This is a genomic window from Pseudomonas mendocina, from assembly GCA_037482215.1.
GTDB lineage: Bacteria > Pseudomonadota > Gammaproteobacteria > Pseudomonadales > Pseudomonadaceae > Aquipseudomonas > Aquipseudomonas mendocina_E.
The window spans coordinates 2,660,711-2,679,560 of record CP148074.1 but is presented as its reverse complement, the minus strand read 5'-3'; the positions used below and the strand labels follow the sequence as shown (position 1 = coordinate 2,679,560).

The 18,850-nt window shown below is 53.8% G+C and carries 13 protein-coding genes and 1 other annotated feature; of the genes, 7 read left to right on the top strand and 6 right to left on the bottom strand.

Annotated elements, in window-relative coordinates; all coding sequences use genetic code 11:
• The first annotated feature begins 4 nt into the window (after positions 1–4).
• The gene (locus tag WG219_12380) at positions 5–340 is read left to right on the top strand and encodes a Na+/H+ antiporter subunit G (GenBank protein ID WXL24142.1); all 336 of its coding nucleotides are present in this window, start codon (positions 5–7) and stop codon (positions 338–340) included.
• A gap of 37 nt (positions 341–377) precedes the next feature.
• On the opposite strand, the gene WG219_12375 is transcribed toward WG219_12380, so the two are convergent.
• From WG219_12375 to WG219_12355, 5 genes are all read right to left on the bottom strand, one after another.
• A complete protein-coding gene (locus WG219_12375; protein WXL24141.1) occupies positions 378–1,988 on the bottom strand; it encodes an NAD(P)/FAD-dependent oxidoreductase in 1,611 nt (536 codons plus the stop codon).
• Positions 1,989–2,430: 442 nt separating this feature from the next.
• Complete coding sequence (locus tag WG219_12370; protein ID WXL24140.1) at positions 2,431–3,450, bottom strand: lipase secretion chaperone; 1,020 nt, start codon at positions 3,448–3,450, stop codon at positions 2,431–2,433.
• A 179-nt stretch (positions 3,451–3,629) separates the two neighbouring features.
• Entirely contained in the window at positions 3,630–4,610 is a 981-nt protein-coding gene (locus WG219_12365; GenBank protein ID WXL28001.1) for a triacylglycerol lipase, read from the bottom strand.
• Positions 4,611–4,797: 187 nt separating this feature from the next.
• Positions 4,798–5,805, bottom strand: coding sequence for a triacylglycerol lipase (locus tag WG219_12360; protein WXL24139.1), 1,008 nt, complete (start codon positions 5,803–5,805; stop codon positions 4,798–4,800).
• Between the two features lie 473 nt (positions 5,806–6,278).
• Positions 6,279–7,628: an MFS transporter gene (locus WG219_12355; GenBank protein ID WXL24138.1), complete on the bottom strand. Its 1,350-nt coding sequence runs from the start codon at positions 7,626–7,628 to the stop codon at positions 6,279–6,281.
• Between the two features lie 348 nt (positions 7,629–7,976).
• Between WG219_12355 and pqqF the strand changes: the two genes are divergently transcribed.
• The 4 genes from pqqF to WG219_12335 all read left to right on the top strand — a co-directional run bounded on the left by pqqF (position 7,977) and on the right by WG219_12335 (position 13,384).
• Positions 7,977–10,451, top strand: a complete 2,475-nt coding sequence (gene pqqF, locus WG219_12350) for a pyrroloquinoline quinone biosynthesis protein PqqF (protein WXL24137.1) — start codon at positions 7,977–7,979, stop codon at positions 10,449–10,451.
• 218 nt (positions 10,452–10,669) lie between these two features.
• Positions 10,670–11,227 carry a PPC domain-containing DNA-binding protein gene (locus WG219_12345; GenBank protein ID WXL24136.1) on the top strand — a complete coding sequence of 186 codons (558 nt, stop codon included), beginning with the start codon at positions 10,670–10,672 and terminating at the stop codon, positions 11,225–11,227.
• A 479-nt stretch (positions 11,228–11,706) separates the two neighbouring features.
• Positions 11,707–12,828, top strand: a complete 1,122-nt coding sequence (locus WG219_12340; protein WXL28000.1) for a porin — start codon at positions 11,707–11,709, stop codon at positions 12,826–12,828.
• A 169-nt stretch (positions 12,829–12,997) separates the two neighbouring features.
• On the top strand, positions 12,998–13,384 hold the full coding sequence (locus WG219_12335; protein WXL24135.1) for a hypothetical protein: 387 nt from the start codon (positions 12,998–13,000) through the stop codon (positions 13,382–13,384).
• 213 nt (positions 13,385–13,597) lie between these two features.
• On the opposite strand, the gene WG219_12330 is transcribed toward WG219_12335, so the two are convergent.
• Positions 13,598–14,820 (bottom strand): IS3 family transposase gene (locus tag WG219_12330; GenBank protein WXL24134.1). Its coding sequence is split into 2 segments (ribosomal slippage): positions 13,598–14,535 and positions 14,535–14,820, totalling 1,224 coding nucleotides; the frame shifts between segments, so codons are not numbered across the junction.
• Positions 14,426–14,542: a sequence feature (AL1L pseudoknot), on the bottom strand. It overlaps the preceding gene by 117 nt.
• Before the next feature lie 166 nt (positions 14,821–14,986).
• Between WG219_12330 and nosP the strand changes: the two genes are divergently transcribed.
• A complete protein-coding gene (gene nosP / locus WG219_12325) occupies positions 14,987–16,126 on the top strand; it encodes a nitric oxide-sensing protein NosP (GenBank protein ID WXL27999.1) in 1,140 nt (379 codons plus the stop codon).
• A complete protein-coding gene (gene nahK, locus WG219_12320) occupies positions 16,065–18,704 on the top strand; it encodes a hybrid sensor histidine kinase/response regulator NahK/ErcS' (protein ID WXL24133.1) in 2,640 nt (879 codons plus the stop codon). The genes nosP and nahK overlap by 62 nt, the downstream gene beginning before the upstream one ends.
• Positions 18,705–18,850 lie beyond the last annotated feature (146 nt).

Sequence of the window (18,850 nt, the reverse complement as noted above, 5' to 3'; positions counted from 1 at the left end):
GATCATGCCATTCTGGTTAGAACTCCTGATTTCACTGGCACTGTTAGTCGGTAGCCTGTTCACGTTGATTGGTGCGATTGGTCTGTATCGTCTGCCAGATTTCTTTACACGTCTGCACGGGCCGACTAAAGCGACCACGTTGGGTGTCGGCGGTTTGCTAATCGCGTCCATTCTGTTCTTCAGTGTGCAGGGCGAGGGTATCAGTGCGCATGAGCTGTTGATTACGCTGTTCCTGTTTATCACCGCGCCGGTCAGCGCGCACATGCTGTCTAAGGCGGCGATTCAGAAGAAGGTTAAGTTGTTTGAGCGCACCCGCGGCAGGCCGTGGGAGGAGGGCTGAGGCGCAGTAATCTACGCCTCAGTTGGTGTGCTCAGGCTCAGTCGAGTTTGAGCATGTCGCGGATAACGGCTTCAGCCACGCGGATGCCGTCGACACCAGCGGAGAGAATCCCTCCGGCATAGCCCGCACCTTCACCGGCCGGGTATAAACCCTTCACGTTCAGGCTCTGCAAGTCCTCGCCACGGGTGATGCGTACAGGTGACGATGTGCGGGTTTCGATACCGGTCAGCACGGCATCGTGCAGGTCAAAGCCTTTAATCTGTTTGCCGAAGGCTGGCAGCGCCTCACGGATCGCCTCGATGGCGAAGTCCGGCAGGGCCAGGGCCAGATCACCTAGTTTGATGCCAGGTTTATAGGACGGCTCAACACTGCCCAGTTCAGTCGAGGGTTTACCAGCAATAAAGTCACCTACGAGCTGGGCGGGTGCTTCATAGCTGCTGCCACCCAATATGTAAGCATGGGACTCCAGACGCTCCTGCAACTCAACACCCGCCAAAGGGCCACCCGGATAGTCCTGCTCAGGCGTAATGCCAACCACAATGCCGGAGTTGGCATTGCGTTCGTTACGCGAGTATTGGCTCATGCCGTTGGTGACTACGCGGTTTGGTTCTGAGGTTGCCGCCACAACTGTCCCGCCGGGACACATGCAGAAGCTGTACACAGCGCGACCGTTTTTAGCGTGGTGTACCAGTTTGTAGTCCGCAGCCCCCAGCTTGGGATGGCCTGCGTATTTGCCCAGGCGAGCACGGTCGATCAGAGACTGTGGATGCTCGATGCGGAACCCCACCGAGAAAGGTTTGGCCTCCAGATACACACCGCGTTTTTCCAGCATGCGGAAAGTGTCACGGGAGCTGTGGCCTAACGCGAGAATCACATGGCGGCTAAAAAGCTGTTCGCCATTCTCAAGTTCCACGCCCTTAAGCTGTCCATCATCAATCAGGAGGTCACTGACCCGCTGCTCGAATCGTACTTCACCGCCCAGCGCCTTGATTTCTTCACGCATGGTGGCAACTACACCTGTCAGGCGGAAGGTACCGATGTGGGGTTTGCTCACATAGAGGATTTCGTCCGGTGCGCCGGCTTTAACGAACTCCTGTAACACCTTCCTGCCGTAATGTTTCGGGTCTTTAATCTGGCTGTAGAGCTTGCCGTCGGAGAAAGTCCCGGCTCCGCCCTCGCCGAACTGGACGTTGGACTCTGGGTTGAGCACCTTCTTGCGCCAAAGCCCCCAAGTATCTTTAGTGCGCTGGCGAACTTCTTTACCACGCTCAAGCACAATTGGCTTTAAACCTGCCTGGGCAAGAATCAGTGCAGCAAAAATACCGCATGGGCCAAAACCAACCACCAGCGGGCGCTCTGCGAAATTCTCTGGCGCGGAACCTAGCGGTTTATAACGGGTGTCTGGGGCGACGCTGATATGGCGGTCGTCGGCGAACTTCTGCAGCAGGTTTTCTTCGTTATTGACTGTGCAGTCGATGGTGTAGATGAACTGCAACTCTGTGGACTTCTTACGCGCATCGTAGCTGCGTTTGAAAATGGTGAATTCGAGCAGGTCTTTATCTGAAATGCCGAGGCGTTGAAGGATAGCAGGACGTAGCGCTTCATCAGAGTGATCGAGGGGCAGTTTCAGTTCTGTGATACGTAACATGGGCATGTACTCAAAAGGCCGGTGGCAACCCGGCAGAGGGTTTGGCGCGGAGTATACCTGTAGCTGGCAGCATGAGCAGCTACAGGAGAAAAATCACTGGCAGTGGTAGGAATATGGAACAAGAGAAACGGGGCGTCTCCTGTTTAAATTACTCGCTGTTCCTAGTAGTTTATTTTTCTCAGTAGGGCATAAAGTTGGCTTGAAGCAAAAGGAAGAACAAGGGTTTTAATTTGAAAGGATTACGGTAAGAGTCTGGCCAATCCAGTTATTAGCTAGGTGCTGCTGCGCATCAAGGGTTTATGTGGCTGTTTATAAGCAAATAAAATCCGACTTCGGTATGTTTGTATTAGGATTTTAAAATGGTTGCTACATGTCTTGTTTGTGGTCTCGGAAATACCGGGCGTTGATGTATTCTGATCAATGCCCGGTATTTAAGGTTTTGTTATTTCTTTTCTTTTTGCTGCAACTCATAAAGCTGCAGGGCGGCATCAACCCGCAGGCGTTCTTTATCGGTGAAATTTTCCTCCATCAGGCGTTTGATGGCTTGTTCCTTCTCATTGTCGCTGAGCCCGGTGTTGTCGCTGATTTTTTGCCTTTCAGATTGGAATCCAAGTAGACGCTTTTGCCATTCGGAGCGTTTAGTGTCCAATTGTTCGAGGCGTTCAGTGGCTTCTACGCCGACAGTCTGCTGGCGTAATTTGCGCAGATCAGCGTCGGTCCCACCATTGGCCTGAAGTGCTGCAGTCTTTTGGTTGAGTTCGCTCAGCAGACGGGTTAGAGCATCATCCTGCATCTCTTCTGGAAGCGCATCGCGCAGTTGCTGGATCCGCTCAGTTTTAGTTTCATCACTTAGATTCGGGTCATGTAGGATCGTGAGTCGTTGCAGGGTGAACTCGTTGTAGAGTTGTTCTCTACCGAAAAATGCTGCTACGACGTCACTGCTGAATATCCGTTCTCGTAGTGCTTTTACCGCTGATTCACGTTGAGCGAGGGTGCTGATGTCGGTGGTTTGTGGGTGCTCCATTTCTAAAGCAATAAGCTCATGCTGATACTGAAGATACTGATTAAGAATCTCATGTGCCTGGCTTTTGGCTGGTTCTTGTAATTGGCTATCAATATAGCCACGAAGCCTTTTAAGACTTTGCTCAACTGATTCTTCGCCAATCGTACTAAGGAAATAATCGAATATACGCCGAATATCATCGGTGATCAGTAGGTTGCCTGCTTCATCAACTTTGAATACCCCGTCTACTTCCGTATCCCTCATATAAGAAGGCATTTGTGGTAATTTTTGCAGAGCGGTTAGATTGTTGTCTGGAGCAACCTGTGTCACTTGGCTGGAAACTATTGATCGGGTGGGGGATTGTGATATTGCTGTAGTTTTTGGTTGCGGGTTATACAAGAAGAGCGCAGCCAGAATGACAATGAAAGCCACGGTAAACAGTAAAAGCAGTTTTTTCACGTTCACACCTGATTAGATTTATGTATTGCAGTTTTCGTCATTTTTTGGCGGTTTATAATTTGAGACTATTTTTAACAACAAGAGCCGAGTTCTTTTAGCTGTTGAGGAGGACTGGGCACTATGAACATGTTTCGTAATAGAACAGTGCGGGCCCTGCAAAGCAGAACCCGCAATTTTTATCAGAAGCCAGCAAGTTTCAAACGGTTAGCATGTTGTCGAAAAAGTGTTTTCGGGTTGGTTTCAAGTGGACTTACATTCCCGAAAAGTTGGTTGATTTCATCGACATGGTTCATGATGTAGTTGTCACGAATTACTTGACCGAAGTGAGAGCCACAAACCGGGGCCAGACCATCACTGTCACCTTTGCCCATAAGTCTGTTGACCACGGCTCCTGCTGCCATCCCGAGGTCGTTACCACTGTCCAGGAGGTTGGTTAGTGTGTGACTACCGATCCATGAGTAGAGGCGGATGCCGTTAACCTGATACGCACCTTCACCGCAATCACTTGTTGGTATACCTGCAGGGAAGCGTCTGTTGAAGTCAGCTGCACCCACGGTGGTCAGTGAGCCAAGTGAGCCTAGGGAATCTTGAGGAGGCAAGGGGATGTTACCGCTCAGCAAGTTGATTGTCTGGCCTACCACATTGACAACTGCAGCAATCGGCTCGCGTATAGCCGGGTTATCTGGGACGAGATCGATTGCGTCGGCAACTCCGGAGCCTTTGTGTGACCCTCCGACGGTAGTGACTGAGGCTACGAGATCTGGTCTGGTGCCGAGTACATAGCGCACATCTCCTCCACCTTGACTATGTCCGATCAAATTGAACTTTTTGTAGCCTTTTGCTGCAGCCCACTGTTCCAGTTGTGCGATAAGTTGCTCGCCGCGGACCTCGTTACTGTTTACCGCTGATGACTCGCTGATAAGAACTTCAGCGCCACCGTTGCGCAGTTCACCGGGAATGCCGAACCAATAGTCAATACCTGCAATCTGCCCGAAGCCAAACAGACCATGGCTGAGAACAATTGGATAGCGTGTTTGCGTGTAGTCATCTTTCTTGGGAAACAGAAAATCCAGCAGCCCGGCGCTGGCCTGTGTAGTCACCAGTAGTGTTGAACTGAGGCAAAGTGCAGCAAGTGTCTTAGTCTGCACGTTGTGTGGCATGCAAGCAGTGATGCGACGATGTAGATTCATCAGGAGTCCTTCCTTTTTGGATTTATAAACTCATGTTTCCATGAGTCGGTCACTAAAGAGGCAGCTCTGCCTCAATCCCTGTAATAAGCAGGGCCATTGCGGCCCTGCCTGCCTACTTACCGATAAATGTTCTATGTCTCAGAGGACAGCAGGCTGTTTAAAGGCCCGCGAGCTTCAAACGGTTGGCGTGTTGTCGGTAAACCGTTACTGGGTTTGTTTCCAGCAGGCTGGTGAGACCGAACATCAGGTTTACTTCATCTAGGTGGTTCATACGGTAATTGTCGCGGATGACCATACCTAAGTGAGAACTGCAACTGCCAACCATTCCGTCATTTGCCACGCCTTTGGGGAAAGTCAGTGAGGCTGTTTTTGTAATCAGATCTGATGGGTCAACGATGTTTGTGCTAGGACTGGCTCCACTCCATGAGTAGTAGCGGATGTTATTGACGACATAGTCACCTTCACCACAATCGGTTTTGGGGATGCCATCCGGGAAGCGGCTGTTGAACTTCAATGATCCTTCGGTGGATAGGGCCGCCAGTGAGGCTAGGCCGTCTTGCTTGTGGAACTTCCCATCTGCAGAAAGTACGTCGATCAGGGCACCCAAGCTCTCAGCAAGGGCGACCACTGTCGCCCGGGCAATCGGGTTTTGTGGGTTTTCTTTCAGGTAGTCAGCCAGCGCTGAGCCTTTGTTTACCCCTGCAATAGTTGTGACAGACGCCACCAGATCCGGGCGTACACCTGCAACGTAGCGGATGGTTGGGCCGCCGTGGCTATGGCCGACAAGATTGACCTTGCCTTTGCCGGTTATGGCCAAGTAGCTCTCTACTTGTTGGAGCAGTTCCTCTCCTCGGATTTCGGTGCTGTTAACAGGTGAGACCTCAGTAACGAAGACATCTGCACCGCTCTGACGTAGAGCACCCGGAATACCATGCCAGTATTCGACTGCGCCTCCGAGGAGTCTGTCAAATCCATATAAACCATGACTGAAGACTATGGGGTAACGAGTCTGCGTGTAGTCGTCTTTTTTTAGTCCCAGAAGATCCAGAAGGCCCGCATTGGCCTGGCCGCTGAGTACTATTGAGGTGCTTAGGCACAGAGTGGCGATTTTCTTTACGTGAGGGATGCGGCGAGCACAGGAAGAGAGAGTGTTGAGCAGCTTCATTGATGTCCGTCCTGGTTAGTTTCTGCAATTACCCCATGGGATTATGTTGGGTAGCTGCGCCTCATCCGTTGAGGAGCTTCGGGCACAACTTGAAGCCACCTGTGGTGCTTGCTGAAGTGGCTTTAAGTTAGGTCCGATGCACTATTGTGATGGGCTCAAGCAGAAAGTGTGCCAGATGCCTGCTTTGTCTCTGAGAGCCTCATTGTGCGGGTGTTAAGCAAGTTCAACTGAGGTAAAGCTGACCATGTAGTCATTTAAATGCGTTACTACATGGAACAGAAATTTGAGTAGGAGGTGTGGCTAAAGGTAGCAAGAGTGTGACCCAAGTCTGTTTTTGACGAAGGGCTCCGGTTTTTTCACTCACAAAAGCAGTTAAACCTCAGTTTCCCCTCCCGGATAGCACTTTGGGTAACGGTTGTGTGGACGTTTAGCCTGCTCAGATCGAGCAGGCAATGTGCTTTGCATGCCGCCGTTCATGTCGCGTCAGCATGACTCACAAGACCTTTGATAAAGATGGCGCCAGTGGCGATGACTGCAGGCACCAGAAGTGCGGTAAGAACTTGTTCAAAATTCCATCCCAGGCCAAGCAGGGTGGCACCAATCCAAGCGCCTAGAACAGCGCCTAAACGACCTATTCCCAGCATCCAAGAGACGCCTGTAGCGCGACTCTGGGTCGGATAGAACCGGGCGGCCAAAGACGGCATGGCCGATTGGGCACCGTTTACGCACATACCAGCCAGCAATACCAGCGTGGCGAGCAGGGTTACATTGCTGAGGCTCTGCCCCACACAGTATGCGAATACACCCGCTAGCAGATAAAACACGGCGATGACTTTGTGTGGGTTAAAGCGGTCCATTGCCCAGCCAACGCCTACTGCACTGAGGACGCCGCCGAACTGGAACATCGCGCCGATAACGGCTGCGTGTTCCAGGCTGGCGCCGTTGTCACGCATAAGCGTCGGAAGCCAACTGGTGAGCAGGTAGACGATGACCAACCCCATGAAATAGGTGAGCCAGAGCAGCAGGGTGCCGGTCTTAAACGAGCTGGAAAAAATCATTTTGAAGACATTGCTGCTGGGAGCGGCATTTTGTTCAGGGACACTAAACCCACTAGCCTTTTCCACTTCTAACGGGGCAATAGGGGCAAGTACCTGACGAATTTTAGCGACACTCCTGTTGCTTACCACGAGGAATCGGGCAGATTCAGGCAGCCAAGCAAGAAGTGCTAGCCCCATCAATATCGGTAAAACACCGCCAATCACCAACAGGCTCTGCCAGCCGTAGTGGGGGATGAACCACGCTGAAATCAGCCCGCCGGAGGCCATGCCAAGGTTAAAGCCGCAAAACATGCTGGTCACAAGCAGCGACTTAAGTCGCTCAGGGGTGTACTCCGAGAGCAGGGTTGTAGCATTGGGCATGGCAGCACCAAGGCCCAGACCGGTCAGAAAGCGCAATATCAGCAGTTGTTCCAAGTTGCTGCTGTAGGCACAAAGCAGACTGAACAGACCAAACAGAAACACGGCAATTACGAGGACGACCTTGCGTCCGAAGCGGTCCGCCATTGGGCCTGACCCGAGCGCACCGAAGATCATACCGACAAGTGCTGCGCTCATGACTGGACCTAAGCTGGCGCGGTCTATACCCCAGTCCTGACTGAGGGCAGGGGCTATAAATCCCATGGCAGCGGTATCAAGGCCGTCCAAGAAAACGATCAGAAAGCACATCAACACAATCCGCCATTGGTGTGCAGAGAGTGGCTGATTGTTGATGAAGGACTGTACGTCCAGGATGCCCGCGTCGGGCGTTGAGATGTGACGACTCATGCAAGGATTCCTGCGAAGTGGGCTTCCTCTACCTGGCTAATGAGGGTGAACGAGGAAGACTTGGCAAAACAGGAATGAGTGTTGTCAGGTTGGCTGACGGCTCATTGTTTTTATTGGGAAGGCCCGTTCCAGAGCCTTGCAAGGTCAATAGTCTCGGTTGCGAAAGTATTCGTATAGTCCTTTATTGGGCAAGGTGGGCGGTTATCGCACGTAGGTCGGTCGTGAGTGAGATCCAATCCTTGCTTGGCCCCAGGTATCGCGGCAAGGCGGGCTCCTCCCAAAGAAGTATTGCCAGTCGCGCTGTGAGCGCTGATTCTCATCTGCTTACGTCCGTTGGACTGTGTGCTTATGTCAGCTGCCCCCGCCAATGTCAGCCAGCCGCTTCTGCCGGATATCCGTCGGTTGTCCAATGGCTTGCCAGTATTACTGTGTAGTCAGCCATGGTCTGGACGGGCAGGCGTTTGTCTGCGGGTCAATGCCGGCAGCCACGATGAGCCGCTGGCATATCCGGGGCTGGCTCACTTTCTTGAGCACATGCTGTTTCTGGATAGCAGTGGTTATACCGCTAGCCAGCGCTTGATGCCGTTTGTTCAAGCCTGTGCAGGGCACTTGAACGCGACCACACAGGCCCGTCATACAGAGTTCTTTTTTGAGGTTCCTGCAGATCAGCTAGGAGGTGCTCTGGCGCGCTTGCTAGATATGCTGACGCGACCACTGCTGAGCGAGAGCGAGCAGCTCAGGGAGCGGGAGGTGATTCATGCCGAGTTTGCTGCCCGCTGTCAGGATGCTGATACCTTACTGAGTGCTGCTATGGGGCAGGCTTTGCCGGTTGGGCATCGTTGCGGTGATTTTCTGGCGGGTAACCGCGACACGCTGCCGGTTCAGGAGGGTGGTTTTCAGCAGGCGTTGCGCAGCTTCCATCAACGCTATTATTTCGCGGGCAATTGCCAGCTGAGTATTGTGGCTCCGCAGGGGATAGAAGAGCTGTACTGCTTGGCTCAACAGTATGCAGCTGCGTTGCCGGAGAAACCGGTGGAGGAGCGTTCTGCTCCATCACCCATGTTGCCACTGCGTTTTCACTGTGCGCGGCTTTTTTGGGAGAATGCCCCGGAGGCGATCCACGTCGGTTTTGTCCTAGACCTGCCCTCAACTCACGCCGACGATGCTTTTCGCTTATTAAGAGAATGGCTGCTGGCTGAGCAAGCAGGTGGTTTGCTTGACGAATTGCGTTCAGACGGACTCTGTTCCGGGCTGGAGATGCGCAACGTCTATGCAGCGCAGGGGCAGGCACAGCTTGTCTTGAGTGTGACCAATGCAAGCAATCCTGAGCGTGTGTTAGCGCTGGTTAACGATTGGTTGGCCTTTATGGCCACGCATGCCGATCTTGGCCAGCGACTTGAGCACTGCCGTGCCGTACAGACCTGGCAAACGGTAAGCCTGACGCCTCTTGAGTTGGCGAGGCAGCAGGCTCAGGCTGCTGTAGAAAACGGCTGCTGTGATGTGCAAGCAGTGCGACGACTGCTTGAGCAGATGCAAGATCCCCAGCGTCAGATCGTGATTCGCACACAAAAGGATGAACTGCCAATCTGGGGCGGATCAGGTTTTCCTTTGCGTATGGTGTCCGACAGGCTGATATCTGTGCCCCGTATCAGCAAACCCTGGCGCCTGCCTGAAGCTAACCCGTTATTGGCAGTGCCGGATCAGGACATGCCTTTAAATATCCCGGCAAGTTTGCTTTGGTTGGACGCTGCGGATGATCCGCTTTCACCAATAGCTCACGCAGCCTGGAGAGCGCGCCTAACCTTTACAGCGCCTCTGTGCAGCCAACGTTTGCGGTCGTTGCTTGATACGTGTTCGAGACAGCTGGTGCGGCAGGCTGCGCAATTGGGGGTGCAGTTACACCTTAACTCTGACGCCAGCAGTGTAGAGATCCGTCTGCATGGGCATGCGCGGTTGCTTCCCAACGTCATTGGGGCGTTAATGCGTAAATTAGCTAATCCCAGTGAGCGCTGTTGGCAAGCTGCATATGAGACAGTGTCTGAGGCTGGTGTTATGCCCATCCGCGCGTTACTGGCGCGGATAAATGAGATCGTTGAATTCGCACCACAGCATGATCCTGATAGTGCTCGCATGCGAGAGCTCTATGCCTCGATGCAGGTGGATGCTTTGGGCATCGGCTTTAATGCAGATGAGCAGCGGGGTATTACAGCGTTGTTTGCCACGGCATCTAAACGTCGTACCGACGTAGGCACAGCGCCATTGCCATCACGCGTCTCGTGGCAGCAAGTCTCGGCAGATGGCGAGTCAGCGCTGCTGTTGTTTTGCCCACAACCTGACTTGTCTGCAGAAACAGAGGCAGGTTGGCGTTTATTGGCACAATTGCATCAGAGCAGTTTTTATCAGCGTATTCGCAGTGAGCTGCAATTGGGCTATGCGGTTTTCTGCCAGTACAGGCAGATCAAGGGGCAGGGCGGGCTGCTGTTTGGTGTGCAGTCACCCCATCTTTGTGCATCAGCAATTCTGGCGCATATTCAGGCATTTCTTTCTGCGCGTACTGCCTGGGTTGAGCATCTGAGTGGGGCTGAGTTGCAAGATGCTTTGGTTGCCTTACAGCGTCAGTTGCAGCAGCACGCCAATCATGTAGAGAGCATGGCGGAGCAGCAGTGGCAGATACACCTTGCTTCATTGCCCTCAGACCATATTGAGCGAGTGATTAGCGCCCTGGAAAACCTGAGTCTGGCGAGCCTGTGTGCTGCGCAACACGCGCTGACTGAGGGAGCTGGTGGCCGATATATTTTGAGCAACCACGAGCAGTCTGACTGACCGGCTATCGTGTTACTGCCGCTGCATATGCCATAGCTATTAGCGCTGTAAATTGCCTTGCCTCCACTCAGGGCCCTATATAGGTGGGCATTCTCTTTAGGTGTGAATAATGGCCACTTGAACACTCATAAATTGTGAGTCAGTGCCTTACGCATAGTCAGTTTTGTCAGGAGAGGGGCGTTGTTAGGTTGAACCGACGCAAATAGCGGAGGTAAACCATGAAGATTCAAACGTTAGTCATATCTTTAACCCTTTTGGCCACTAGTGCAGCAGTGAATGCAGCTGACTATATAAAACCCTCTGATGTGAAACCCTACGGTGAAGCTAGCAGTGTCCAGGAGAGGCTGGTCAGTTCTTCTGAGACTGAAAAGACCTACGCGCTGATCCTGCGGGAGGGGGATGATGTGTATACCGCTCTCAATGATTTTGCCGTGCGCCATAAGGTTGTGGGAGGACGTTTCACGGCAATAGGCGCAGTTAAAGATGTCAAAGTTGGCTGGCTTGATCGCCAGCGCAAAGAATACAAAGTCATCGCTGCCGGCCAGCAGGTGGAAATAATCGCCCTAACGGGTGATGTTGGCGAAGTAAATGGCACACCTGCGGTACACGCTCATGTGGTGTTGAGTCGTGACGATGGCAGTGTATGGGGTGGTCACCTCATGCATGCCGTTACCTCGCCCACGGTTGAGGTTATCTTCACTACGTACAACACCCCCATGCCGAAGATGTTTGACGATGAGTCAGGTATGACGTTGTTCAACTTCCAGAATCTTTAAATCAGCAACAGTTTGTACAAAGCATCGTCTTTAGCCGGGGGGCTTCAGTTTCGCCAGAGGACGGTGCTATCAGAGCGTTATCAGGCAGCAACCCTTAGTGCAGCCGCTTTACCGAAAAGTGGTTTTGTTTTTTGCAGCTTCCTTCCAGGGCTGCGCCATCCTTCTACCCCTAACCCCTCAAGACATACACGGCAAAGCTGGAGTTGCCGGGTATTAGTTCGTCTACGACTTTGGATGATAGTGCTTTAAGTGTGGGTCGGATTAGGTGCAGGTATTAGGCCGTTAGCGTCGCGACTGTGCTTGGCTCCAAAGCAGCAAAAGATCAGGGCTATGGCAGCGTATGGGTACTGGTATGTGTTTTTGATAATCCGCTTCGACCGACTGACCGTTACGAGTCGTCCTATCCACCGGAGAGTGTTATGAACAACAAGAATGCCAGCACCCGTTTTCTGCCTTTGGCGCTAGCCACTGCTGTAGCAATGGTGACTGCTCAGCACGCAGCTGCCGAGATTGTCCTGTACGACCAGGATGACGTTACCTTTTCCACCGATGGCTACATCAACGCCTTCTATGTGAACAGCGATGTAGATCGTGAAGGTGAGCAATACGACCGTCGTCAGTCACGCGTCAAAATGGGCTTCCTGCCAAACTGGATCGGTTTCAACTTCGGTAAAGAAGTCGATGGTTTGAAACTGGCGGCTCGTTCTTCTTTCTGGGTGACCATCAACGATGGTGAGTCGGGCGGTACTGATACTGCGATCGACGTTCGTCAGTTTTACGGTACCGTAACCTCCCCAGAGTGGGGTGAGGTTCTGGTTGGTAAAGATTTCGGCCTGTTCGCTCGTTCGAACATCTTCCTGGATGAGCTGCTGGCTGGCTACGGTAACGTCAGCGACACCTTGGGCTTGGTTGATGGTGGCGGCGTTTCCTTCGGCAACATCGGTACTGGCTACCCATATCCATTCCCAAGCGCTCAGATCACCTATCGCAACAACAACCTTGTTGAAGGTCTGCGCGTAGCGGTTGGTATCATGGATCCGGTTGACACCAACGATAACACCGATCTCGGTAAGTCTTACCAAGAGCAACCGCGCTACGAAACAGAAGTCAGTTACCAGTTCGACGTAGGCGGCGCGACCATCTACTCCTGGATCAACGGCATGACCCAGAGTTCCGAAAACACCGACAGGAGTGTGGACACCATCGACTCCAACGGTGTTGGTTACGGTGTGCAAGCTAAGATCGGTGGCTTCTCTGTGACCGCATCTGGCTTCGAGGCTGAAGGCATCAACCCATTCTTCACCAACAACCTGGGTGAGCCGAGCCTGCGTGAGATCGATAGCAGTGGCTACCTGATTCAGAGCTCCTACACCTTCGGCAAAAACCGTGTGGCCATCTCTTACGGTAAAACCGAGGATGACGGTAATGGTCTGGGTACTGAGGCCGATTACGAAACCCGCGGTATTGCTTACTTCCGCACCATCAACGACAACCTGAAATTGGTTGCCGAGTACAACCAGTACGAAATTGATGCGACTGAAGGCAGTGGTCTGGGCGAAGACACAGACACCCTGGCATTGGGCGTCGTGCTGAACTGGTAAGGCAGACAGCTGAATCAGGCGGGGGAAACCTCGCCTGATTCGTTTCGGAGGTAACGATGGATATTCAAGCATTGCTGATCCTGTTGCCCTTGAGCAGTGTGGTACTGGCACTGCCATTTGTCCTCGGGCGCTGTCTGTTTCAGCGTCGCTCCCAGTTGAGGTAATACTTATGCTGGGGCTTTGGGCTGAACATGCTGCGCAATACCTGCTGGTGCTGGCGATTACGACCACACTGGTATTTGCCTTACCTATCTTCGCTGTACCGCTAACGTGGTCCCGCGTAATGCGCTGGACGATCCCCGAGCACACAGACTTAGCTGTCTATTTTGGCCGTTGTCTTGGTGCATTCATTCTGATTATCGAAGCCATGATGTTTCGTGCTGCCCTTACCGGGGAGGCGATTCATGTGACATTCGAACTGCTGGCGGGCGTTGCCACGATGATGATCGTGGTACACATCTACGGCGCCATTAAGCGAATCCAACCGATCACTGAAACGCTGGAAATAGGCTTCTATATAGTGCTGTTGTTACTCACGCTGCTGTTCTGGCCTTAGGGGCAGAGCAAGCCACTACAGCTGGGTTATGCCCGGTTTTTCATATCAGGCCCGCTGCAAGGGCTGCACTTACAGAAGCCATCTCAGCGGCCGATGAGTCGAGATTGATAGGCGACATTCATGCATTTTTGATGAGCGATGCCGCTTAGGTTGCTCCCACCCTAAAAACACTACTGAATCGCCCCGGGTTTCGTGGAGGCCGTTTCGTTTAAGTCAGGCCGCCATGGCCTGACTTGCTTGTTGCTGGTGGAAGTTTGCCTCAGCCTCCGCAGGCGGGATATACCCGATTGAGCTCAACAGCCGCTGGTGGTTGTACCAGTGCACCCATTTCAAGGTCGCCATCTCAACAGCTTCACGACTCTTCCATGACTGCCGGTAAATCAGTTCAGCCTTGTACAGCCCGTTGATAGTCTCGGCCAAGGCGTTGTCGTAGCTGTCGCCCTTGCTGCCAACCGAAGGCTCAATGCCGGCCTCTGCCAGCCGCTCGGTATAGCGGATCGAGACGTACTGACTGCCACGGTCGCTATGGTGAATCAGGCCACCCATACGATGTGGCTGTCGGGCGTACAGCGCTTGCTCCAGGGCATCCAGCACGAAGTCGGTCTTCATGCTGGTACTGACTCGCCAGCCGACGATGCGCCGTGCAAAGACGTCAATCACGAACGCCACGTACAGCCAGCCTTGCCAGGTCGAGACATAGGTGAAATCCGACACCCACAGCTGGTTCGGGCGCTCAGCATGGAACTGGCGTTGGACACGATCCAGCGGACACAGCGACTTGTCGCCGGCCACCGTCGTCCGTACAACCTGGCCACGCCTAATTCCCTGCAACCCAGCTCGCCGCATTAGCCGCTCCACCGTACATCTGGCGACCTTGAGGCCCTCTCGCAGTAACTGCTTCCAAACCTTCACCGCGCCATAGCACTGCATGTTGGTATCCCACACGCGCTGGATCTCCAAGCTCAACGCCTCATCGCGCTGAGCACGGCAACAACGCAGTGCCGGATTGCGCAGTTGGGCCGCATGTCTGCGGTAACCGGACGGGGCGATCTGCAAGACACGGCAGATCGACTCGACCCCGAGACGGTCACGGTACTGATCGACAAAAGCCCTCAGGACTTGGTGCGGCGGTCGAGCTCCGCCTGGGCAAAATACGCACTGGCCAGACGCAGAATTTCATTGGCCTTGCGCAATTCCCGGTTCTCCCGCTCCAACGCCTTGATGCGTTCGCGCTCTTCGGTGGTCGGGCCTGGACGCTGGCCTGCGTCGGTCTGATGGCGGCGAATCCAGCCATGCAACGTTTGCGCTGCACAGCCAATCTTCGGCGCGATGGCTTCAATGGCGGCCCACTCGGAGGGGTAGTCGTTCAGGTGTTCCAGAACCATGCGCACGGCACGTTCACGGACTTCAGGGGAGTAGGTCGTAGTCTTTTTCATGGCCTCATCTTCTCAAGAGTTGAGGCCTCCACGAAACCCGGGGCGATTCACTACTTAGGGATGACTTTGGCGCTACTCAAGTTGCATGGGGATTGGCCCGGCGCCTTACTAAAATTGAGCTTTGATTGAATGTGTATTGATGGGGCTCGGTATGCCGCATGCACCTATGGAAGATGTACTTACAGCGACATCGAGTGCGACAGATGTCGAACTGGTTGCTCAGGAGCTGGCGCGGCAGTTGATACACCCTAATTTGGGGTTCGTGTTGTTCTTCTGCTCGGCTGAATACGATCTGCAAGCACTGGGCGAGGCGCTGGATCAGTACTTCGGAGGCGTCAGTCTGGTGGGCTGTACCAGCGCAGGGGAAATCACGGCCCAGGGCTATGACCGTGGCTGTGTCAGTGCCATTGGGTTTGATCACCGCAGCTTCTCAATTGCCAGTGCGCTCATTGATGAGATGGAGCGCTTCAGCCTGCTGGATGCGCAGCAGTTGGTTGAGGAACTGGTCAGTGAGTGCCGGACTAATGAGTTAGCCCCCATCAAGGGCCACAGCTTCGCCCTGACGTTGCTGGATGGGCTTTCCAGTCGTGAAGAGATCGTACTGGGGGCCTTGAGCGCAGCATTTGGCAGCATTCCGCACTTTGGTGGTTCCGCCGGGGATGACAATCGCCTGAATCAGACCCATGTGTACTACGCAGGGGAATTCCATAAGAGTGCTGCAGTGGTGGTGCTTTTCAACACCTGGCTCGACTTTGAAGTATTCAGCACCAATCACCTGCTACCGCGGGAAGATAAGCTGGTGGTAACCCGTGCCGACAGCACATTGCGCCGAGTGTATGAGCTAAACGCTGTGCCCGCCGCTCAGGAATACGCGGACCTTATCGGTGTGCCCGTTGATTCGCTGAACCATACGATTTTCGCTGCCCATCCACTGGGGGTCCGTATTGGCGAGCAATACTACGTGCGCTCAATTCAGCGCGTTAATGAAGATCTCAGCCTGACTTTCTACTGTGCGGTTGAGAACGGCATTGTGCTCACAGCTATGCGCCCCGGTACGTTGCTGGAGGATACCCAGCGGGTCTTCGCAGGCCTGCGTGATCGCCTCGGTCCGCTGTTGTTGACCATAGGCTGTGACTGTTTTCTGCGCCGCATGGAAATCGAAGAGCAGGGGGGAGTGGCAGAGGTTTCAGACTTCCTGCGCAGCCAGAACGTAATCGGCTTCAACACCTACGGGGAGCAGTTCAATGGCATGCACATCAACCAAACACTCACTGGAGTTGCCATTGGCAGACCTGGACGAGGTTGAGGTTGCTGAACTGCGCGCCCGCTGCGCCGAACTCCAGCAGCAGAACAATAAGCTCCGGCAGATAAACGCCGCCCTTATCGAGCGTGTTGAGTCAGTTCACTCCCGTGGTGACGATGCTTATGCCGCGTTTCAGCATTCGGTGGTGCTGGCTGAGCAAGTACGGGAACGAACCGATGCGCTCAACCAAGCCATGGCCGAACTCAAATCCAGCAACCAGTTGCTCAGTGATGCACGCCTACGGGCGGAGACGGCTCATCAGCACTTGATTGATGCGATTGAAAGCATCTCCGACGGCTTTGTTCTGTTTGACCGCGAAAAACGCATCGTCCTGTTTAACAGCCGCTTTAAATCATTCTGGGCGGGTAGCAGGGCACGCATTTCAGCTGGGACACGATTAACTGAGATTAAGCGCCTGAGCCGTACCACTGGGTTGGTGGTGGAAGAACAGCGCAGCGGACGTGACGACAATACGCTCTTCCGTCTGCAAGACGGCCGTTGGGTGCAGGTAAGTGAGCGGCCAACCCGTGAAGGCGGGCTGGTGATTCTCTATACCGACATCACCGAAGTGAAACTCAATGAAACCATGCGCCGAGAGCAAGCCTTGGCGCAAAAATCGCGGCTTTTGCAGCGTGCCGTAGATAACCTCTCTCAAGGCATGGCCATGGTCAATGCAGAGGGGCAGCTGGAACTGTGGAATCACCGTTTCCTCGACCTCTGCGGGCTGGCGCCGATTAGCGCTCACCGCCCATTTGCTGAGGTGATGGCAGAAAGTGAATTGCAGCTACTGACCCCTGAGAGTCAGGATGAGCAAGGGCGACCACTTAAAGAGCTGGAGCTGTGTCTGTTCGACGGTCGCATGCTGGAGGTGCGTACGCATCCGCTGCCAACCGGCGGCTTCGTTAACACCTTTACAGACATCACTGAACGCCACCGTCACGCGGAAGCGCTCAGCGAAAGTGAGCGCTGGATCCGTCTGATCACCGACCATGTACCCGCACTGATCGCCTACCTGACGGCTGATCTGGTTTACCAGTTCACCAACAAGGTCTACGAAGAGTGGTATCGCTGGCCCCGTGGTGCCATGCTTGGGCAGAGCCTGCGCGAAGTGCACAGTGAAGAGCATTGCCGTCGTTTGGAACCATTCGTGGAGCGGGCGCTGTCGGGTGAAAGCGTCACCTTCGAGGTCGCTGAGACCAACCACAAGGGGCAGGAGCGCTACATGCTGCGCTCCTATGTGCCAAATCGACTGGCTTCGGGTGAGGTAGTCGGGATCTTCGTACTGATACGCGATATCACAGAGCGCAGACGTACAGCAGAGGCACTGCACCAGGCGTATCAGCACCTTGAGCAACGGGTGCGGGAGCGTACGGCCGAACTCACCGAGCTTAACAACCAGCTGCTGCGGGAAATTGATGAGCGCACGCAGATGGAGGTTCGCTTGCGCGAAGCCAAAAGCGAAGCTGAGCAGGCTAACCTGTCGAAGACCAAATTCCTCGCAGCCGTTAGCCATGACTTGCTGCAACCACTAAATGCTGCACGTTTGTTCACCAGTGCGCTGATGGAGAATCGTGAAGGCAGGGATACCACCGCGCTGGTGCGTAACGTCAGCAATTCACTGGAAGACGTGGAGAATTTACTCGGCACACTGGTGGATATCTCCAAGTTGGATGCAGGGGTCATCAAACCTGATATCGCGCCCTTTGCAGTCAGTGAGCTTTTGGAAAACTTGGCCGTCGAGTATCGCCAAATAGCCGCCAGTGAAGGGCTGCATTTGGATTTTGTGGGCAGTTCGGTGCTGGTGCGCAGTGATATCCAACTGTTGGCGCGGATACTGCGTAACCTGCTCAGCAATGCCATTCGCTATACCCCAAGTGGGCGTATTTTGCTGGGGTGTCGCCGTCGCAGGCAAAGCCTGTCTATAGAAGTGTGGGATACTGGTGTTGGAATCGCCCAGGACAAACTTAGTGAAATATTCCTTGAGTTCAAGCGGGGCGATGTTCAACACCATCGGCAGGACCGCGGCTTAGGTCTGGGGCTGGCCATCGTCGATAAGATTGCCCGCATGCTCGGCCATCGCGTGCGCGTGTCTTCGCAGCAGGGTAAGGGCTCAGTGTTTGCGATCGAAGTACCGATCACCACCAAAGCGCCTAAGGCAAAGGTCGCCTATGAAGCGCCCGAGTCGCTGGATGAGCGTTTAAGGGGATCACGGATCTGGGTGCTGGATAACGATGCAGCCATCTGTGCGGGCATGCGCACACTGCTGGAAACATGGGGCTGTCAGGTGGTTACTGCATTGTCCGAGGAAGACCTGGCGCGACAGGTAGACAACTTCCACGCCGATGCGGATCTGCTGATTGCCGATTACCATCTGGATGATGACAAAAACGGCGTGGATGCCGTGGCCCAGATTAACGCCCGGCGCAGCACGCCATTGCCTGCGTTGATGATCACCGCCAACTACAGCAATGAGCTTAAACAACAGATGCGCGAGTTGGGGCATACGCTGATGCACAAGCCGGTTCGGCCGATGAAGCTGAAAACGGCAATCAGTCATCTTTTAGAGCGTGAACAGGCGTAGCCGCTCGTAATTCTCAAGCGGGCGCTGCAGACGGCTAAGTATTTCCGAGCTGGATGCAGCCAGTGCTGGTGTTTTGGTTGAAGATCGGGCCCAATTCAATCGACACCATTCACTCCTGATTGGCTACTGCTCAGCTCATTCCCGCG